Annotated in this window: 14 protein-coding genes and 1 riboswitch; of the genes, 10 read left to right on the top strand and 4 right to left on the bottom strand. The window is 70.7% G+C overall.

Features of this window, described 5'->3' with window-relative positions; all coding sequences use genetic code 11:
* Positions 1-93: 93 nt before the first annotated feature.
* Positions 94-285: a hypothetical protein gene (locus ACWDGI_RS00935; protein ID WP_450754060.1), complete on the bottom strand. Its 192-nt coding sequence runs from the start codon at positions 283-285 to the stop codon at positions 94-96.
* A 436-nt stretch (positions 286-721) separates the two neighbouring features.
* Positions 722-919: riboswitch (cyclic di-AMP (ydaO/yuaA leader) on the top strand.
* 3 nt (positions 920-922) lie between these two features.
* Here ACWDGI_RS00935 and ACWDGI_RS00930 point away from each other — a divergent pair.
* Positions 923-1,411 carry a transglycosylase SLT domain-containing protein gene (locus ACWDGI_RS00930; protein WP_450754058.1) on the top strand — a complete coding sequence of 163 codons (489 nt, stop codon included), beginning with the start codon at positions 923-925 and terminating at the stop codon, positions 1,409-1,411.
* Between the two features lie 9 nt (positions 1,412-1,420).
* Here ACWDGI_RS00930 and ACWDGI_RS00925 read toward each other — a convergent pair whose 3' ends face one another.
* Positions 1,421-2,227, bottom strand: coding sequence for an HAD family hydrolase (locus ACWDGI_RS00925; RefSeq protein WP_450754056.1), 807 nt, complete (start codon positions 2,225-2,227; stop codon positions 1,421-1,423).
* Between the two features lie 144 nt (positions 2,228-2,371).
* Between ACWDGI_RS00925 and ACWDGI_RS00920 the strand changes: the two genes are divergently transcribed.
* Positions 2,372-2,962, top strand: a complete 591-nt coding sequence (locus tag ACWDGI_RS00920) for a hypothetical protein (protein WP_450754054.1) — start codon at positions 2,372-2,374, stop codon at positions 2,960-2,962.
* An 81-nt stretch (positions 2,963-3,043) separates the two neighbouring features.
* On the opposite strand, the gene ACWDGI_RS00915 is transcribed toward ACWDGI_RS00920, so the two are convergent.
* A complete protein-coding gene (locus ACWDGI_RS00915) occupies positions 3,044-4,246 on the bottom strand; it encodes an FAD-dependent oxidoreductase (RefSeq protein WP_450754052.1) in 1,203 nt (400 codons plus the stop codon).
* A 26-nt stretch (positions 4,247-4,272) separates the two neighbouring features.
* Positions 4,273-5,517, bottom strand: a complete 1,245-nt coding sequence (locus tag ACWDGI_RS00910) for a carboxylate--amine ligase (RefSeq protein WP_450754050.1) — start codon at positions 5,515-5,517, stop codon at positions 4,273-4,275.
* 275 nt (positions 5,518-5,792) lie between these two features.
* On the opposite strand from ACWDGI_RS00910, the gene fahA reads away from it, so the two are divergent.
* From fahA to ACWDGI_RS00870, 8 genes are all read left to right on the top strand, one after another.
* Complete coding sequence (gene fahA / locus ACWDGI_RS00905) at positions 5,793-7,010, top strand: fumarylacetoacetase (protein ID WP_450755249.1); 1,218 nt, start codon at positions 5,793-5,795, stop codon at positions 7,008-7,010.
* Positions 7,011-7,292: 282 nt separating this feature from the next.
* A complete protein-coding gene (locus ACWDGI_RS00900; protein WP_450754048.1) occupies positions 7,293-8,231 on the top strand; it encodes a M56 family metallopeptidase in 939 nt (312 codons plus the stop codon).
* A gap of 167 nt (positions 8,232-8,398) precedes the next feature.
* Positions 8,399-9,055, top strand: coding sequence for a tetratricopeptide repeat protein (locus ACWDGI_RS00895; protein ID WP_450754046.1), 657 nt, complete (start codon positions 8,399-8,401; stop codon positions 9,053-9,055).
* A gap of 212 nt (positions 9,056-9,267) precedes the next feature.
* Positions 9,268-10,059: a GntR family transcriptional regulator gene (locus ACWDGI_RS00890; RefSeq protein ID WP_450754044.1), complete on the top strand. Its 792-nt coding sequence runs from the start codon at positions 9,268-9,270 to the stop codon at positions 10,057-10,059.
* Between the two features lie 34 nt (positions 10,060-10,093).
* The gene (locus tag ACWDGI_RS00885; RefSeq protein WP_010986276.1) at positions 10,094-10,321 is read left to right on the top strand and encodes a 4Fe-4S dicluster domain-containing protein; all 228 of its coding nucleotides are present in this window, start codon (positions 10,094-10,096) and stop codon (positions 10,319-10,321) included.
* A 16-nt stretch (positions 10,322-10,337) separates the two neighbouring features.
* Complete coding sequence (locus tag ACWDGI_RS00880) at positions 10,338-11,684, top strand: ABC transporter substrate-binding protein (protein WP_450754042.1); 1,347 nt, start codon at positions 10,338-10,340, stop codon at positions 11,682-11,684.
* Positions 11,681-12,592 (top strand): ABC transporter permease, encoded by a 912-nt coding sequence (locus ACWDGI_RS00875; protein ID WP_450754040.1) that lies wholly within the window; start codon positions 11,681-11,683, stop codon positions 12,590-12,592. Before ACWDGI_RS00880 ends, ACWDGI_RS00875 begins: the two co-directional genes overlap by 4 nt.
* Positions 12,576-13,346 carry an ABC transporter ATP-binding protein gene (locus ACWDGI_RS00870; RefSeq protein WP_450754038.1) on the top strand — a complete coding sequence of 257 codons (771 nt, stop codon included), beginning with the start codon at positions 12,576-12,578 and terminating at the stop codon, positions 13,344-13,346. The genes ACWDGI_RS00875 and ACWDGI_RS00870 overlap by 17 nt, the downstream gene beginning before the upstream one ends.
* Positions 13,347-13,399 lie beyond the last annotated feature (53 nt).

The raw sequence follows: 13,399 nt of genomic DNA, 5'->3' as shown, positions 1-13,399 counted from the left end.
CCTGGCGCACTCCGAGGCGTTGGGCCGACCGGCCGCCTTCGAGCCACCCGGGCGGACAGAGCCGCCGAGTGTCGGCCTTCGCGCGACGCCCGATCAGCGGGACGCGCGCGTGCCCCGGCCCACACGCACCCGCGCGCGTACCCGGGCCGTACGGAGTTCACGGGAGGGCGAGAACGGAGGCGTACGCGACCGGATGAACCAGATGAGCGAGATGAGCCGGGTGAGCCGGGTGAGCCGGGTGAGCTGGGTGAGCTGGGTGAACGGACCCGCCGTCGCCCCGCGCACGGTCAGGCCCGTCTATGCACCCACGCCGAGCCGGAATTCCCTCCAATAACGCAATTCGGACAATCCGCGGAATTACCTGTGACGCGCGCCACTCCACTCGCCCCAATCGGGGCAATTCGCACGAATGGCCGCGGAGAGCTTTTCCGTCAACGGCTGGAAAAACGGATTCCGCGCATCCCTCTTGTCCGATTCGCCGTAATTGCCGTTTCGTGAAGTAGGTCACGTGGCCCTGAGTGCCACAGGGGCGGTAAGGCGACCCTTTCTCCCCTTCCCCCAGGGGCGAGTTGAGGCTTGGCAGTCGCAAAGGATCAAGTGCCCCATACGACGCAGATCAAGGTCAATCGGTGTGTTGTGTGAATCAGGTACTTGTTCCGGACATGTGCTCCGGCATACGTTCCGGCTCGCCGGGCGGACGCCGAATCCTGCCACCGCCCGTCGTGACCCATCGACGAGTCCATTCGCACGGCAGGAGCGGGGGAACCAGGTAAGTCGCCGGACCGGGCGACCGACGTCACCGACCGACGTCGTACCGGAACGGCTAGGGGTGAAGTCGCCTCGCCTCAGGGCGGTGCGGCCGGGCACTCCCCGGGCCCGAACCCGACAGCTCACCCCGCAGGCGACGGAGAGGAACCACGAGATGTCTGCTGCCGTTCAGCACCCCCGTCCCCGCCGTAACCGCATCGCCCGCACGCTCGCCGTCCTCGGTACCGGCGCCGCCGTTCTCGCCCTGCCGCTCATCGGGGCGACCGCCGCCTCCGCCGCCACTTCCACCGGCTCGACGGCCTCCACGACGCTCGCCGGGTACCCGAACAACCTCGACGGCTGGATCCGCGAGTCGCTCGCGATCATGGCCGAGAAGCACATTCCGGGCAGCTACAACGGCATCTACCGCAACGTGATGCGTGAGTCCTCCGGCAACCCGCAGGCCATCAACCTCTGGGACTCCAACGCGGCCGCCGGCATCCCGTCCAAGGGCCTGCTCCAGGTGATCGACCCGACGTTCAAGACCTACCACGTGGACGGGACGTCGTTCGACATCTACGACCCGGTCGCGAACATCACCGCCGCCTGCAACTACGCCGCCGCGCGGTACGGCTCGATGGACAACGTGCACGGCGCGTACTGACCGGCGCCGTCAGCCGAAGAGTCTCTCGAGGACGACGGCGATGCCGTCGTCCTCGTTCGACAAGGTGATCTCGTCGGCCACCGCCTTGAGTTCGGGATGGGCGTTGGCCATGGCCACCCCGTAGGACGCCCAGTCGAACATGGGGATGTCGTTGGGCATGTCACCGAAGGCGACGGCCTGTTCGGGGCCCAGCCCCAGATGGCCGGCGGCCAGCGCCAGCCCGGTCGCCTTGGTCACCCCGCACGGCTGGAGCTCGACGGTCCCCGGCCCCGACATGGTGACCGTCGCCAGCGACCCCACCACCGCGCGCGCGGTCGCCGCCAGCTCGTCATCGGACAGGGTGTGGTGGCGCAGCAGCACCTTGCTGATGGGAGCGCACCACAGGTCGTCGCGCCGGTCGACGCGCAGCGCGGGCAGCGTGGGGTGGGGCATCCGATAGCCCGGCTCGATGAGCGTGAGCCCGTCCACGCCGTCCTGGTCGACCGCCGCGTACACCTGCCCGACCTCGGCCTCGATCTTGCCGAGGGCGGTCTCCGCCAGCTCCCGTTCCAGGGTGACCGACCACAGCAGCCGCTCCGCGCCGGCGTCGTACACCTGGGCGCCCTGGCCGCAGACCGCGAGTCCCGTGCAGCCGAGGTCGTCCAAGAGGGGGCGCACTCTCGGCGCGGGGCGGCCGGTCACCACGAGATGCCGGGCGCCGGCCCGGCCGGCCCGCGCGAGCGCGGCGAGCGACCGTTCCGAGAGGGTGTCGTCGGCGCGCAGCAGCGTGCCGTCCAGGTCGGTGGCGATCAGTGCGTACGGGGTGGGTGCGACCATGATCAGAGAATACGGACAGCACGCCCCTGAGACTCACTGTGCGTTTCGGCCTCAAGTGGCGCCCGCCGTCCCGGTGATGGGGCGTTGTCAGTGGGGCGCGTTACGTTGGCGGTGGATCGAGGCACCGATCGGACGGGGGCGGGCGTGGTGACGGACGGGCCGGAGGACTTCCGGGCACATCTGCTGGAGGCGGCGACCGGGGCGCTGGAGCGGTTTCCGCGGGAGTCGCGGCCGGAGATCTACGCGCTGTCGTTTCGCATCTGGCGGGTCGAGGAGGACGACCGCAGACCGTACGTGGCGATCGGCTACAACACCGAGAGCCAGTACGCGGCCGAACGGAACCCGACGGACCCGGGCGAGGCGCGCTGGAACTACGCGTGCTGGCTCCTCGACGGCTTCGAGACGCTCGGCAACTGTCCCGAGGACCCGGTCGGTGGCGCGCTGTACACCGACGAGGTCCGGCGGCTCGGACTCTGGTTCGACGGGGACGGCGACGATGCCGAACTGGACGCGAAGCGCGACCTGTTGGGGAGGCACTTCGCCGACGCGTGCATACGGCTGGCGCGGGACCTGCATGCCGGCGGCCGCATCGAGAAGGTCCTCGGCCGGCCGCTGCCGGTGGTGGTCTTCGACATGTACTGCCCGGGCTGGGAGGTCGAGGCCACGGAGGCGGCCAACCCGCCTGAGCTGATCGGGGAGTTCCTGGCCTGGCAGCGGGCGGCCGAGCAGGCGTAGCCCGGGGCGGGTGGCGGCTCGGCTCCGGGCGGGTGACGCCCGGCTCCGGGGGCACGTGGTGGGCCGGCCCCGGGGCGGGTGTCAGGCGTGGGCGGCGGCCAGGTGCTTGGCCAGACGCGGCGAGGCGAACGCCGTACCGCACACGAACCGCATCACCGGGCCGTACGAGGCCGCCGCGGGCAGGCCGGTGAAGTACAGGCCGGGCACGGAGGAGACGTATCCGGCGCCGAGTTTCGGGGCGCCGCGGCTGACCGCGACGCGGGTGCGCAGCTCGGGGCCGAGGAAGTCCATCGCCGCGGTGTCCACCCGGTAGCCGGTGGCGGCGACGACGTGGTCGGCGGTGAGCCGGTCGGTTCGGCCGTCGTGGGTGCGGACGGTCAGGACGGAAGCGCCGTCGGAGGTGTCGGCGCCGGTCACGCCGGCGACCTCGTGGACCTGGACCTTGCCCTCGAAGCGGTCGCGCAGCCACCAGGCGCCGAGCGGGCCGAGCACTCGGCGGACCAGGTGGTGGCGGGTGCGCGCGGGGAGATAGCGGTAGGGGTGCGGGTAGTAGCTGAGCGCCCACAGCGACCAGGCCCGGCCGAACGGGGACTCCGGGCGCAGCCGGGGCTGGTCCCAGGGCGGCGCGCCGAAGGCGACCCTGCCGTGCCCGCGGGAGACCACCCGGACCTGGGCGCCCGCCTCGGCCGCGAGAGCCGCCGTCTCCAGCGCGGACTGCCCGGCGCCGACGACGATCAGCTCCTTGCCGGAGAAGCGGGTCAGGTCGTGGTGCTGAGAGCTGTGCGAGACGGGTCCCGTGGGCCCGTCCGCCGCCGCCGCCGCTCCCACAAGCTCCGCGGGGAGGTGGGCGAGCCCCGACAGGCCGGTGGCGACGACGACCGCTCGGGCCGTGAACAACTCCCCCGAGTCCAGCTTCAGTTCGAAGCCGGCCGCCTTGTCGCGGTCCACGGAGACCACCCGTACCCGCTCCAGCTCGGGCACCAGCTTCTGCTGGAACCACTCGCCGTAGCCGACGAAGGTCTCCACCGGGATGATGTCCTCGTCGGTCACCAGCCTGCGCAGGCCCGCCGCGTCGCAGTAGTCGGCGAGGGTGTGCCCGCGCTGCGGGCAGTCGAAGTTGGAGGCGGCGGGTGTCGACTTCAGGAACATGCCCGCGGGCATGTGGTCGCGCCAGCTGACCATGGGGTCGCCGAAGACCCGGACGGGGATGCCACGTGCCCGCAGGTGTGCGGCGGTGGACAGGCCGAAGGGCCCGGCGCCTATGACTGCTACCGGTTGGATCACGAAGTGCCTCCCCAGGAACGTGGCGCCTACTTCGTGGAGGTGCCGGAGCCGCGGCGGTTGGTGCGCCACAGCTGATAGAGGTGCTTCGCGCCCGGACGCACGAAGCGGGCGAGCATCGTGACGAACGGCAGCGGGTCGTCACCCGCGAGCCAGGCCAGTTCGGTCCCGCTCGGCCGCTCGGGTGCGTGCGGCGTCGTATAGCCGCTGCGGCGGTAGGCGAGAAGGGCGGGCAGGTCGATGTTCTCCACGACGTACCGGTGGCCGGCGCGCTGCTCCCCCTCCGGAACGCGGCGCCCGGTCAGATCCAGGTGCATGGCGCGGACCACGTCCACCCCCGACTCGCTCTCGAAGAGCCGGAACTGGGCGCCCATCCGCGGGTTGAAGTCGAGCAGCTTGTACCGTCCGTCGCGGCGGTCGAAGCGCAGGTCGAGGTCGATGATGCCGCTGAAGCCGATCTGTTTGATGAAACGCGCGGCGAGATCGGCGAGTTCCGGGTTGTCGACGACGTACGCGTTCGCCGTCATGCCCGCGTGCGGCGGCCACGAGCGCACCTTGACGCCGGTGAACAGGGCACGCGGGTTCGAGTCGGCGTCGAAGTAGGCGTGCACGATCCAGTCCTCGGCTTCCTCCCTCGGGAGGTACTCCTGGAGGATGACACCCGGATGGGTGCCCCAGTCACGCGCGAGAGTGAGCAGTCCCTCGCGAGTGGCGATCTTCGTCGTGCCGTTGACGGCGGGCTGGCTGCGCCGGACGAACGCCTCGCGGTTCTTGGCGACGATCGGGAAGCTGGCCTTCTCGGCGAAGTCGACGATGTCGTCGTACGACTCCGGAAAGGCGGCCGCCGGACTGGGGATGCCGTGTTCCACGCACAGTTCGTGCAGCCCTTGCTTGCTGGCGAGCCGGCGCGGCAGCGAGGCCTCCACGCGCGGGAAGAGGAAACGGTCGCCGAGCGCGTCCTGGTGCTCGGCGATCAGAACGGCGGCCTCCTCGTCGGTGGGGATCAGCACGGTCGGACGGCCGATGCGTCGGCCGATGCGCAGCAGTCCCTCGACGAGATGATCCGGTTCCTCGGCGCCTGTCGTCGGCCACACGAACGCGCGTTTGAGATAACGGGAGGAGGCCGCCGGCGTATAGGCGTCCTCCGTGATCGCGTACATGGGAACGCCCCAGCGGCCCAGACTGCGAATCGCGCCGACCCCGCCGTGATGCAGCGGATAGTCGCCGAACTTGACGATCAGGCCTGGTACGTCGCGATCCGCATCGAACGGCATGCTGACGGCACTCCTGGCCACGGGTCCCCCCACGTGTCCCCCCTACGGACCGGACCCACCCCGTCCGTGTCCCCCAAAGGACGCTAAGCCGGAATTGCCACCTCCGACAAGGCTTATTCGGACATTGCGAACTCTTTAGACACTGCCACGACAGCCAACTCACCCGTAACGTGTGGCGCGACCAGATGGAATGCCGCGTAACGCCAGAGCGACGTCACCACATAGTCGGCCCGGCGCGGCACGGATGAGAGCGAGGCAGTCACCCCATGCCCCCCTTGCCCCCCTTCGAGGTCCCCGAGGGTGACCCCTTCGGCCCGCACAATCTTCCGTATGGCGTGTTCTCGACCCCCGAGAGCACGGAGCGGAGGGTTGGGGTCCGCCTCGGCGACCACGTCCTCGACGCCGGTGCCGCGGCTCTCGCGCTCGGCTCCCCCTACGCCTCGCTGCTGGCCCGCCCGACCCTCAACCCGCTGCTGGCCGCCGGCCGCACCACCTGGTCGGACGTACGGCGCGCCCTGACCGCCTGGGTGACCGTGCCCGCACACCGCGAGGTGCTCGAACCCCTCTTCCACCCACTGTCGGCGGTGGCCCTGCACCTGCCCTTCGAGGTCGCCGACTACGTCGACTTCTACGCCTCGGAGAACCACGCCCGGAACGCCGGCCGCATCTTCCGCCCGGACGCCGCCGAACCGCTCACCCCCAACTGGAAGCATCTGCCGATCGGTTACCACGGTCGCGCGGGCACGGTCGTGGTGTCGGGAACGGATGTCGTACGGCCGTCGGGCCAGCGCAAGGCGTCGTCGGACCCCTCGGAGGCGCCGGTGTTCGGCCCGTCGGTCCGGCTGGACATCGAAGCCGAGGTCGGCTTCGTCGTCGGCGCACCGTCGCAGCAGGGGCGGCCGGTGGCGCTGGTCGACTACCGGGAGCACGTGTTCGGGCTCACCCTCCTGAACGACTGGTCGGCACGAGACATCCAGGCCTGGGAGTACGTCCCGCTCGGCCCGTTCCTCGGCAAGTCCTTCGCCACCTCGGTCTCGGCGTGGATCACCCCACTGGACGCACTGGAGGACGCACGGGTCGCCCCGCCCCGGCGGACGCACCCGCTGCTGCCGTACCTCGACGACGCCGCCGAGGAGCCCTCGGGTTACGACCTGCGGATGTCGATCGCGATCAACGGTCACGTGGTGTCCGAGCCGCCGTTCTCCACCATGTACTGGACCGCCGCCCAGCAGCTCGCCCACCTGACCGTCAACGGCGCCTCACTGCGTACCGGCGACCTGTACGGCTCCGGCACGGTGAGCGGTACGGAACCCGGGGAGCGCGGGTCGCTGCTGGAGCTCACCTGGAACGGGCGGGAACCGCTCGAACTCCCGGACGGCAAGCGGACGTACCTGGAGGACGGCGACGTGGTGACGATGTCCGCGTGGGCGCCCGGGCCGGGCGGGAGCCGGGTGGGACTCGGGGAGGTCAGCGGGCGGATCGTGGCGGGGTGAGCGACGGTCCGGCCGGGGGCTCTCGTGGGCATAGGGGCGCCCGGTCCGCCGGGGTTTGGTGAGGAGGGCACCCGGATCCTCGTCGGTGCCTGACTCGGGGCACGCTGTCCCGTCATACTGACGGGACACGCACCATGCGATGCGCCCGCACGCGCACCATGCGAGGCGACGGCGCACGCGTCACGTGATGCGCCGGCGTACGCACTCTGTCGCGCAACGGCGCATCACCCCCGCACCACCCACCACCCGCACACCCCTCCGATCGGGAAACGGAGCCTTGGCATGACCGTCTGCCTGCTCCTGCTGAGCGTCGTCGCCCTGACGGCCGCGTTGCCCGCGCCCCGCGCACTGGTACAGGCCCTGTGGCCCGAGCGGGAGCCGGTGGTCGCGCTGTGGGTGTGGCAGTGCCTGGTCGCCACCGTGCTGATGTGCTGCCTGGCCGCGCTCGTCCTGGGCGCGGCGGCCGTCTTCCACACCGTGCGCGACCGGGTGTTCGCGCCGGCGCCACCGGCGGTCACCGCGGCGTACGACCTCTCCGTCGCGCCCCTGTGGGCGGTCGCCCTCACGGTGCTGCTCGCGTGCGGGGCCGCATGGACGACGGCGATGCTCGCCCGCGAGCTGTTCGAGGCCCGGCGGCGCCGTGGCCAGACCCGCGCACACCTGCGCGAACGGGCACCGGAACTGCCGGCGGGGCTGCCTGCGGCACGCGGGCCGATGCTGGTGCTGGAGGACGAATACCCGGACGCCTGGTGGATGCCCGGGCATCCACCGCAGCTGGTCGTGACGACCGGGGCGCTGCACCGTCTCACCGACCACCAGCTCGACGCCGTACTCACCCATGAGCGGGGTCACGCGCGCGCCCACCACGACTGGCTGCTCTACCTGTCCAGTGCGCTGGCCACGGGCTTCCCGCGCGTCCCGCTGTTCTCCCACTTCTGCGACCAGACCCACCGGCTCGTCGAACTCGCCGCCGACGACGCGGCGTCCCGCCGCTGCGGCCACCTCACGACCGCGCTGGCCCTGATCGAACTGAACCAGCACCGCGGGGTCCTGTCCTGCGCGTCCAGCCGCCGCCTGCTCGGCGAGCGGGTCGACCGGCTCCTGGAACCACCGCCACGGCTGCTGCGCCGTCAGCGGGCCCTGACGACGACGGTGGCCGCACTGGTACCCCTGCTGCCGCTGCTGATCACGTTCGCACCGGGTCTGACCGCGCTCGGGTAGGGCTTCCGTCACGGCTGGAAATCCGGCGACGGCCACGCAGCGCGAGGGACGACCTGCGCGCGGGTCATGGGTGGGCTTGAGCGCTCGCCGCCCGCGAAATCCTCGGCGGCTGCCAGGGGGGCGCAGATAGCCTCGGCACTGCATTGTCCGACGGGGAGGGGCAGAACATGCAGGACACACAAGGGCAGGACTGGGTCGCGGATGCGGGAGAGCTTTTCGAAGCGGCGATGTTCGGCGGCGACACATCCGCATTGGACCGGTCCGACGACGTGCTGGACGCCGTCGAGGCGCCACTGTCCATGGCGCGCGGCAAGGTGCTGCATGTGCGCTTCCTGAACGACCGTGAGGAGAACACCCGGGAATTGGTGCTGTTCGAGCGGGCGGCCGAGCTGTACCAGCGGCTGGGGAACGCGTCGGGTGAGGCGGACGCGCTCTTCTGGATCGGCTGCTGGCACCAGGTCGTGAAAGGCGACGGCGCGACCGGCAGACCGTACTTCGAGCGGTCGTACGCACTGGCGAAATCCGTCGACGACCGGATGACGATGTCCTACGCGATACGCCACCTCGGCTTCGCCGACAAGGACGCGGGCGACCTCGACCAGGCCCGTGAACGGCTGACCGAGTCGGTGTCGCTGCGCCGGCAGATCGGATTCAGGCCCGGGGAAGCGGCCGGCCTGGTGGCACTGGCCTACCTCGCGGCCGAGGCGGGGAACGGATCGGTCGCGCTCCACCACCTCGACGAGGCGCAGGCGGTCGCCGAGAGCTGCGGCGCCAAAGCCGTGACGGGGTGGATCGAGCAGGCCCGCACGACGATCCACGCCTGACCGTCCGACGGCGGGGTGCTCCTCGTCGCCCGAGCGTTCAGGATCTGCCCTCGCGACCGCCCCGGGTGCGCGGGCGAACAGTCCGGCACCTGGTGGCAGATCTTCCTCACACCACCCCGAATGGCCAGGTCAGCGGCTTGCCCGATGAGCTCTCAGGTGGCGCAACAATCCGGCAACACCCCATTCCCTACCTGATGAGTATGGTTCGAGCCATGCCACCCACCGACCGCATCCGAGACCACGCCGGTCAGGGCGCCGCCACCACGGTCGCCGCCCACCGGACGCGTCGCCGGCTGCGTGCGGACCAGGCCCGGCAGCTCGCCGACCTTCTGCGACACCAGATCCTCGCCGACGCCTTCCCGGACGGCAGCCTCCCCCACGAGACCATCCTCGCCACCGACTACAGCGCCACCCGCAACACCGTCCGCCAAGCCCTGGACCTGCTGCGGGCGGAAGGCCTGGTGGATCGGCTCCCCGGCGTGGGCACCGTGGTCGTCGCCCGGAAATATCCGCACGGGCTCGACCGGCTGATGGGCCTCGCGGAAACCCTCCGCGAACACGGCCGGGTCGCCAACGAGGTCCGCACCATGGGCCCCGCCCCGGCACCCGCCCCCGTCGCCGAACGCCTCCGCGTCCCGCCCGGCGCCGACGTCCTCTACATCGAACGCCTGCGTCGGCTGAACGGCCTCCCGCTCTCCCTCGACCTCACCTACATCCCCCTCGACATCGGCACCGCGCTCCTCGGTGCCGACCTGGAGAACAACGACGTCTTCAGGCTCCTGGAGTCGATCACCGGACAGCCCCTGGGCCACGCCGAGATCACCCTGGAGGCGGTGAACGCGGACGCACACTCCGCCGCCGTACTCCAGGCCCCCCGCGGAGCGGCCGTCCTGATGCTGGAACGACTCACGCACCTCGCCGACGGGCGGCCCGTCGACCTGGAGTTCATCCGCTTCCGCGGCGACCGCATCACCATGAGCGGCCTCCTGCGCCGCTCCCTCTGACCTCCTCCGCTTGACCCGTTTCCTGGAGACAGCCATGCCTTTGGCGCCCCAGCGGGCCGACGTGCCCGTGACCATCGACGAGTCCAAGTGCATCGACGGCTGCACGCTCTGTGTGGACATGTGCCCGCTGGACTCCCTCGCCATCGACGAGAGCAACGGCAAGGCCTACATGCATGTCGACGAGTGCTGGTACTGCGGCCCGTGCGCGGCCCGCTGCCCCACCGGAGCCGTGACGGTCAACATGCCCTATCTGCTCCGGTGAGAGGCCCACAACTCCCATGAGACGCAAAGCGATCGCCACATCCGCAGCCCTCCTGCTGCTGCCTCTGTCCGCCTGCGGCGGCAGCGCCGTGGCGGGCGACAGCAAGACAGTCACCATCACCGTCGGCTACCAGTCCAAGACCATCAACACCGTCACGGCGGGAACCCTGCTGCGTTCTCTCGGCTACTTCGAGCAGCAGCTCAACGCCCTCCATGACGGCCACACCTACAAGGTCGACTGGCAGGACTACGCCACGGGCGCACCGATCACCGCGCAGATGACGGCCGGGAAGATCGACATCGGCTCCATGGGCGACTTTCCGCTGCTGCTCAACGCGGCCCGCGGCAAACAGCTCGGGCAGCCCACGCGTCTGGTCTCCGTCACCGGCTACAACCTCCGCGGCGGCCTCAACACCGTGGTCACCGCACCCGACTCCAAGCTCACCTCGCTGACGGACCTGAAGGGCAAGAAGGTCTCGACGAGCATCGGCTCCGCCGCCGACGGCACCCTCGTCCGCGCCCTCCAACGCGCCGGCATCGACCCGGACAAAGGCATCTCCAAACTCAACCAGCAGCCCGCGGTGGGCGCTTCGGCCCTTGCGGCGGGCAGCGTGGACGCGCTGTCGCAGTTCGTGGCGTGGCCGGGTCTGCTCGCCTACCAGGGCAAGGCGAAGGCGCTGTACGACGGCGCCCAGCTGAACCTCCCCACCTTCCATGGCGTCACAGCCCGCGAGGACTTCGCCGAGCAGCGGCCCGCCGTCCTGGAGGCGTTCCTCAAAGCCCAGGCGGAGGCCACCGACTACCTCGATGCCCATCCGGTGACCGCAGCCGAGAAGGTCGCCGATGCGACCGATCTGCCTGCCGAAGTCGTCTACCTCTACAACGGCGCGCATGGCATCGCCACCTTCGACCCGGCCATCAAACCCTCGCTCGTCGCCGCGTTGAAACAGGACGTGTCGGTCCTCAAGGCCGCCGAGCTGACCGGTGACGTGGACGTGGACTCGTTCGTCGACGACCAGTACCTGAAGAAGGCCCTCGGCAGCTCCGACTACGCCAAGCGGCTCGCCGCCGCATCGGCGCCGTCCGCGAGCGAGGTGTGGGCCAAGGGAAGCGAGAAGACGACGGGCTTCGACTCCCCCAAGAAGTTGCTCGCGTACGTCGCCGAGCACAGCGACGGCATTCGCGCCGCTTACGTACCCGACGCCACCACCGGCACTCTCTGGTTCGCCGACAAGGCGGTGTGGGTGGCCGACGGAGAACAGGTGCTGCCGTTCGTGACCCGGGCGATCGCGCAGGCGTATGTCGACGCACACGGCGGCGCCGCGGTCGTCAGTTACGCCGACGCGCTGCGGCGGGCGTCGTGAGCCGGTATGTCCTGCGGGTGGCGTCGCTGGCCGCCGCCCTCGGGGCGTGGCAGTTGCTGACCAGCCTCAAGGTCGATCTATGGCTGCGTTTCTCGCAGTTCCCGACGGTCACCGACATCGCTCATGCCTTCGCCGACCGGATCTCCGGCGATGACTACTGGACGGACCTCGCCGACAGCCTCACCCGGATCCTCACCGGTTTCGTGCTGGCGGCCGTCCTGGGGGTGGCGACGGGTGTGCTCGTGGCCCGCTCGCGCCTCGCCGAGGATCTGCTCGGCCCGGTCCTGGAGGTGATCCGCCCGATCCCGGCGATCGCTCTCGTGCCCGTCGCGATCCTCCTGTTCCCCTCCAATGAGCAGGGCATCGTCTTCATCACCTGCACCGCCGCCTTCTTCCCCGTCATGGTCTCCACCCGGCACGCGGTGCGTGCCCTCACTCCCGTGTGGGAGGAGGCGGTGCAAACCATGGGCGGTGGCCGGTGGCGGATCCTGGCTTCGGTGGTGCTGCCGGGTGCCTTGCCCGGCATTTTCGGTGGTCTGTCGGTCGGTATCGGTGTCTCGTGGATCTGTGTGATCTCCGCAGAGATGATCTCCGGGCAGTACGGCGTCGGGTACCGCACCTGGCAGGACTACACGATCGTCAACTACCCCGGTGTGTTCGTCGGGATGGTCACGATCGGTGTGCTCGGCTGGGTCACTTCCACGGCCGTCGAGTTCCTCGGCCGGCGTCTGACCCGCTGGCTGCCCCGCACGTCGTACGTCCCCGGCGGCCGGCCCCGCACTCCGGTGGCCGCCGTCGTCGCCCCGGTCGCAGTGGCGGCCGACGGCGAGTCCCAGCAGCAGTCCGATGCCCAGCAGCAGGGCCGCAGCGACACCGATCAGGAGGCGCGCGATGAGCACTTCGTCTGAGGTCGCCGCTCCGGCGCTCGCACCGGGTGCCCGGCTCGCCCTGGGCGCGGCCGTGCTCGGCCGTCCGGGCGCCCCGGTGCTGCACGATGTCGCGCTGGATGTCCGTCCCGGCGAGATCCTCACGGTCGTGGGGCCGTCGGGGTGCGGCAAGTCGACGCTGCTGCGGACGTTCGCCGGGCTGCTGTCGCCGCTGGCCGGGACGGTCGAGCAGGACGGCGAACCGTTGACAGGGCCGTCGGCCGACCGGGCGCTGGTCTTCCAAGAGGATGCGCTGCTGCCCTGGCGCACGTTGCGGGGCAATGTCGAACTGCCGCTCGCCATCAAGGGGGTTACGCGTTCGAAGCGCCGCTCGCTGGCCGGGTCCTGGCTGGCCCGGGTCGGGCTGGCCGCGCAGGCGGGGCAGTTGCCGCACCGGGTGTCCGGTGGGCAGCGCCAGCGGGCGCAGCTGGCGCGGGCGCTGGCCGGCTCGCCCCGGGCCGTGCTCATGGATGAACCGTTCGGCGCGCTCGACGCCCAGACCCGTTCCGGCATGCAGGACCTGCTGGTGGAGGTGTTGGGCGGTACGGGTGCGACCGTCGTCTTCGTCACCCACGACGTGGACGAGGCGCTCTTCCTCGGTGACCGGGTCGCTCTGCTCGCGGCCGGCCGTGTGGCCTCCGTACGGGACGTTCCGCGTCCCCGTGACCGGGGCGCCCTGGACGACCCGGCTCGCGTGGCCCTGCGCCGCGCTGTCCTCTCCTCGCTCGGCATCTGAAAGGCATCCCGGTGACCATCCCCGCGAACGCTCCCCTGGAGATTCCCACCGTC

It is taken from the genome of Streptomyces sp. NPDC001220, from assembly GCF_053597895.1.
This window is presented reverse-complemented; position numbering and strand designations above follow the sequence as displayed.

What these genes read in the sequence shown, in the direction of transcription:
- ACWDGI_RS00870 (WP_450754038.1), top strand. Translation starts at nt 12,576, where the DNA reads ATGAGCACTTCGTCTGAGGTCGCCGCTCCGGCGCTCGCACCGGGTGCC.
- ACWDGI_RS00910 (WP_450754050.1), bottom strand. Translation starts at nt 5,517, where the DNA reads ATGCCGTTCGATGCGGATCGCGACGTACCAGGCCTGATCGTCAAGTTC.
- ACWDGI_RS00890 (WP_450754044.1), top strand. Translation starts at nt 9,268, where the DNA reads ATGCCACCCACCGACCGCATCCGAGACCACGCCGGTCAGGGCGCCGCC.
- ACWDGI_RS00885 (WP_010986276.1), top strand. Translation starts at nt 10,094, where the DNA reads ATGCCTTTGGCGCCCCAGCGGGCCGACGTGCCCGTGACCATCGACGAG.
- ACWDGI_RS00900 (WP_450754048.1), top strand. Translation starts at nt 7,293, where the DNA reads ATGACCGTCTGCCTGCTCCTGCTGAGCGTCGTCGCCCTGACGGCCGCG.
- ACWDGI_RS00925 (WP_450754056.1), bottom strand. Translation starts at nt 2,227, where the DNA reads ATGGTCGCACCCACCCCGTACGCACTGATCGCCACCGACCTGGACGGC.
- ACWDGI_RS00895 (WP_450754046.1), top strand. Translation starts at nt 8,399, where the DNA reads ATGCAGGACACACAAGGGCAGGACTGGGTCGCGGATGCGGGAGAGCTT.
- ACWDGI_RS00880 (WP_450754042.1), top strand. Translation starts at nt 10,338, where the DNA reads ATGAGACGCAAAGCGATCGCCACATCCGCAGCCCTCCTGCTGCTGCCT.
- ACWDGI_RS00930 (WP_450754058.1), top strand. Translation starts at nt 923, where the DNA reads ATGTCTGCTGCCGTTCAGCACCCCCGTCCCCGCCGTAACCGCATCGCC.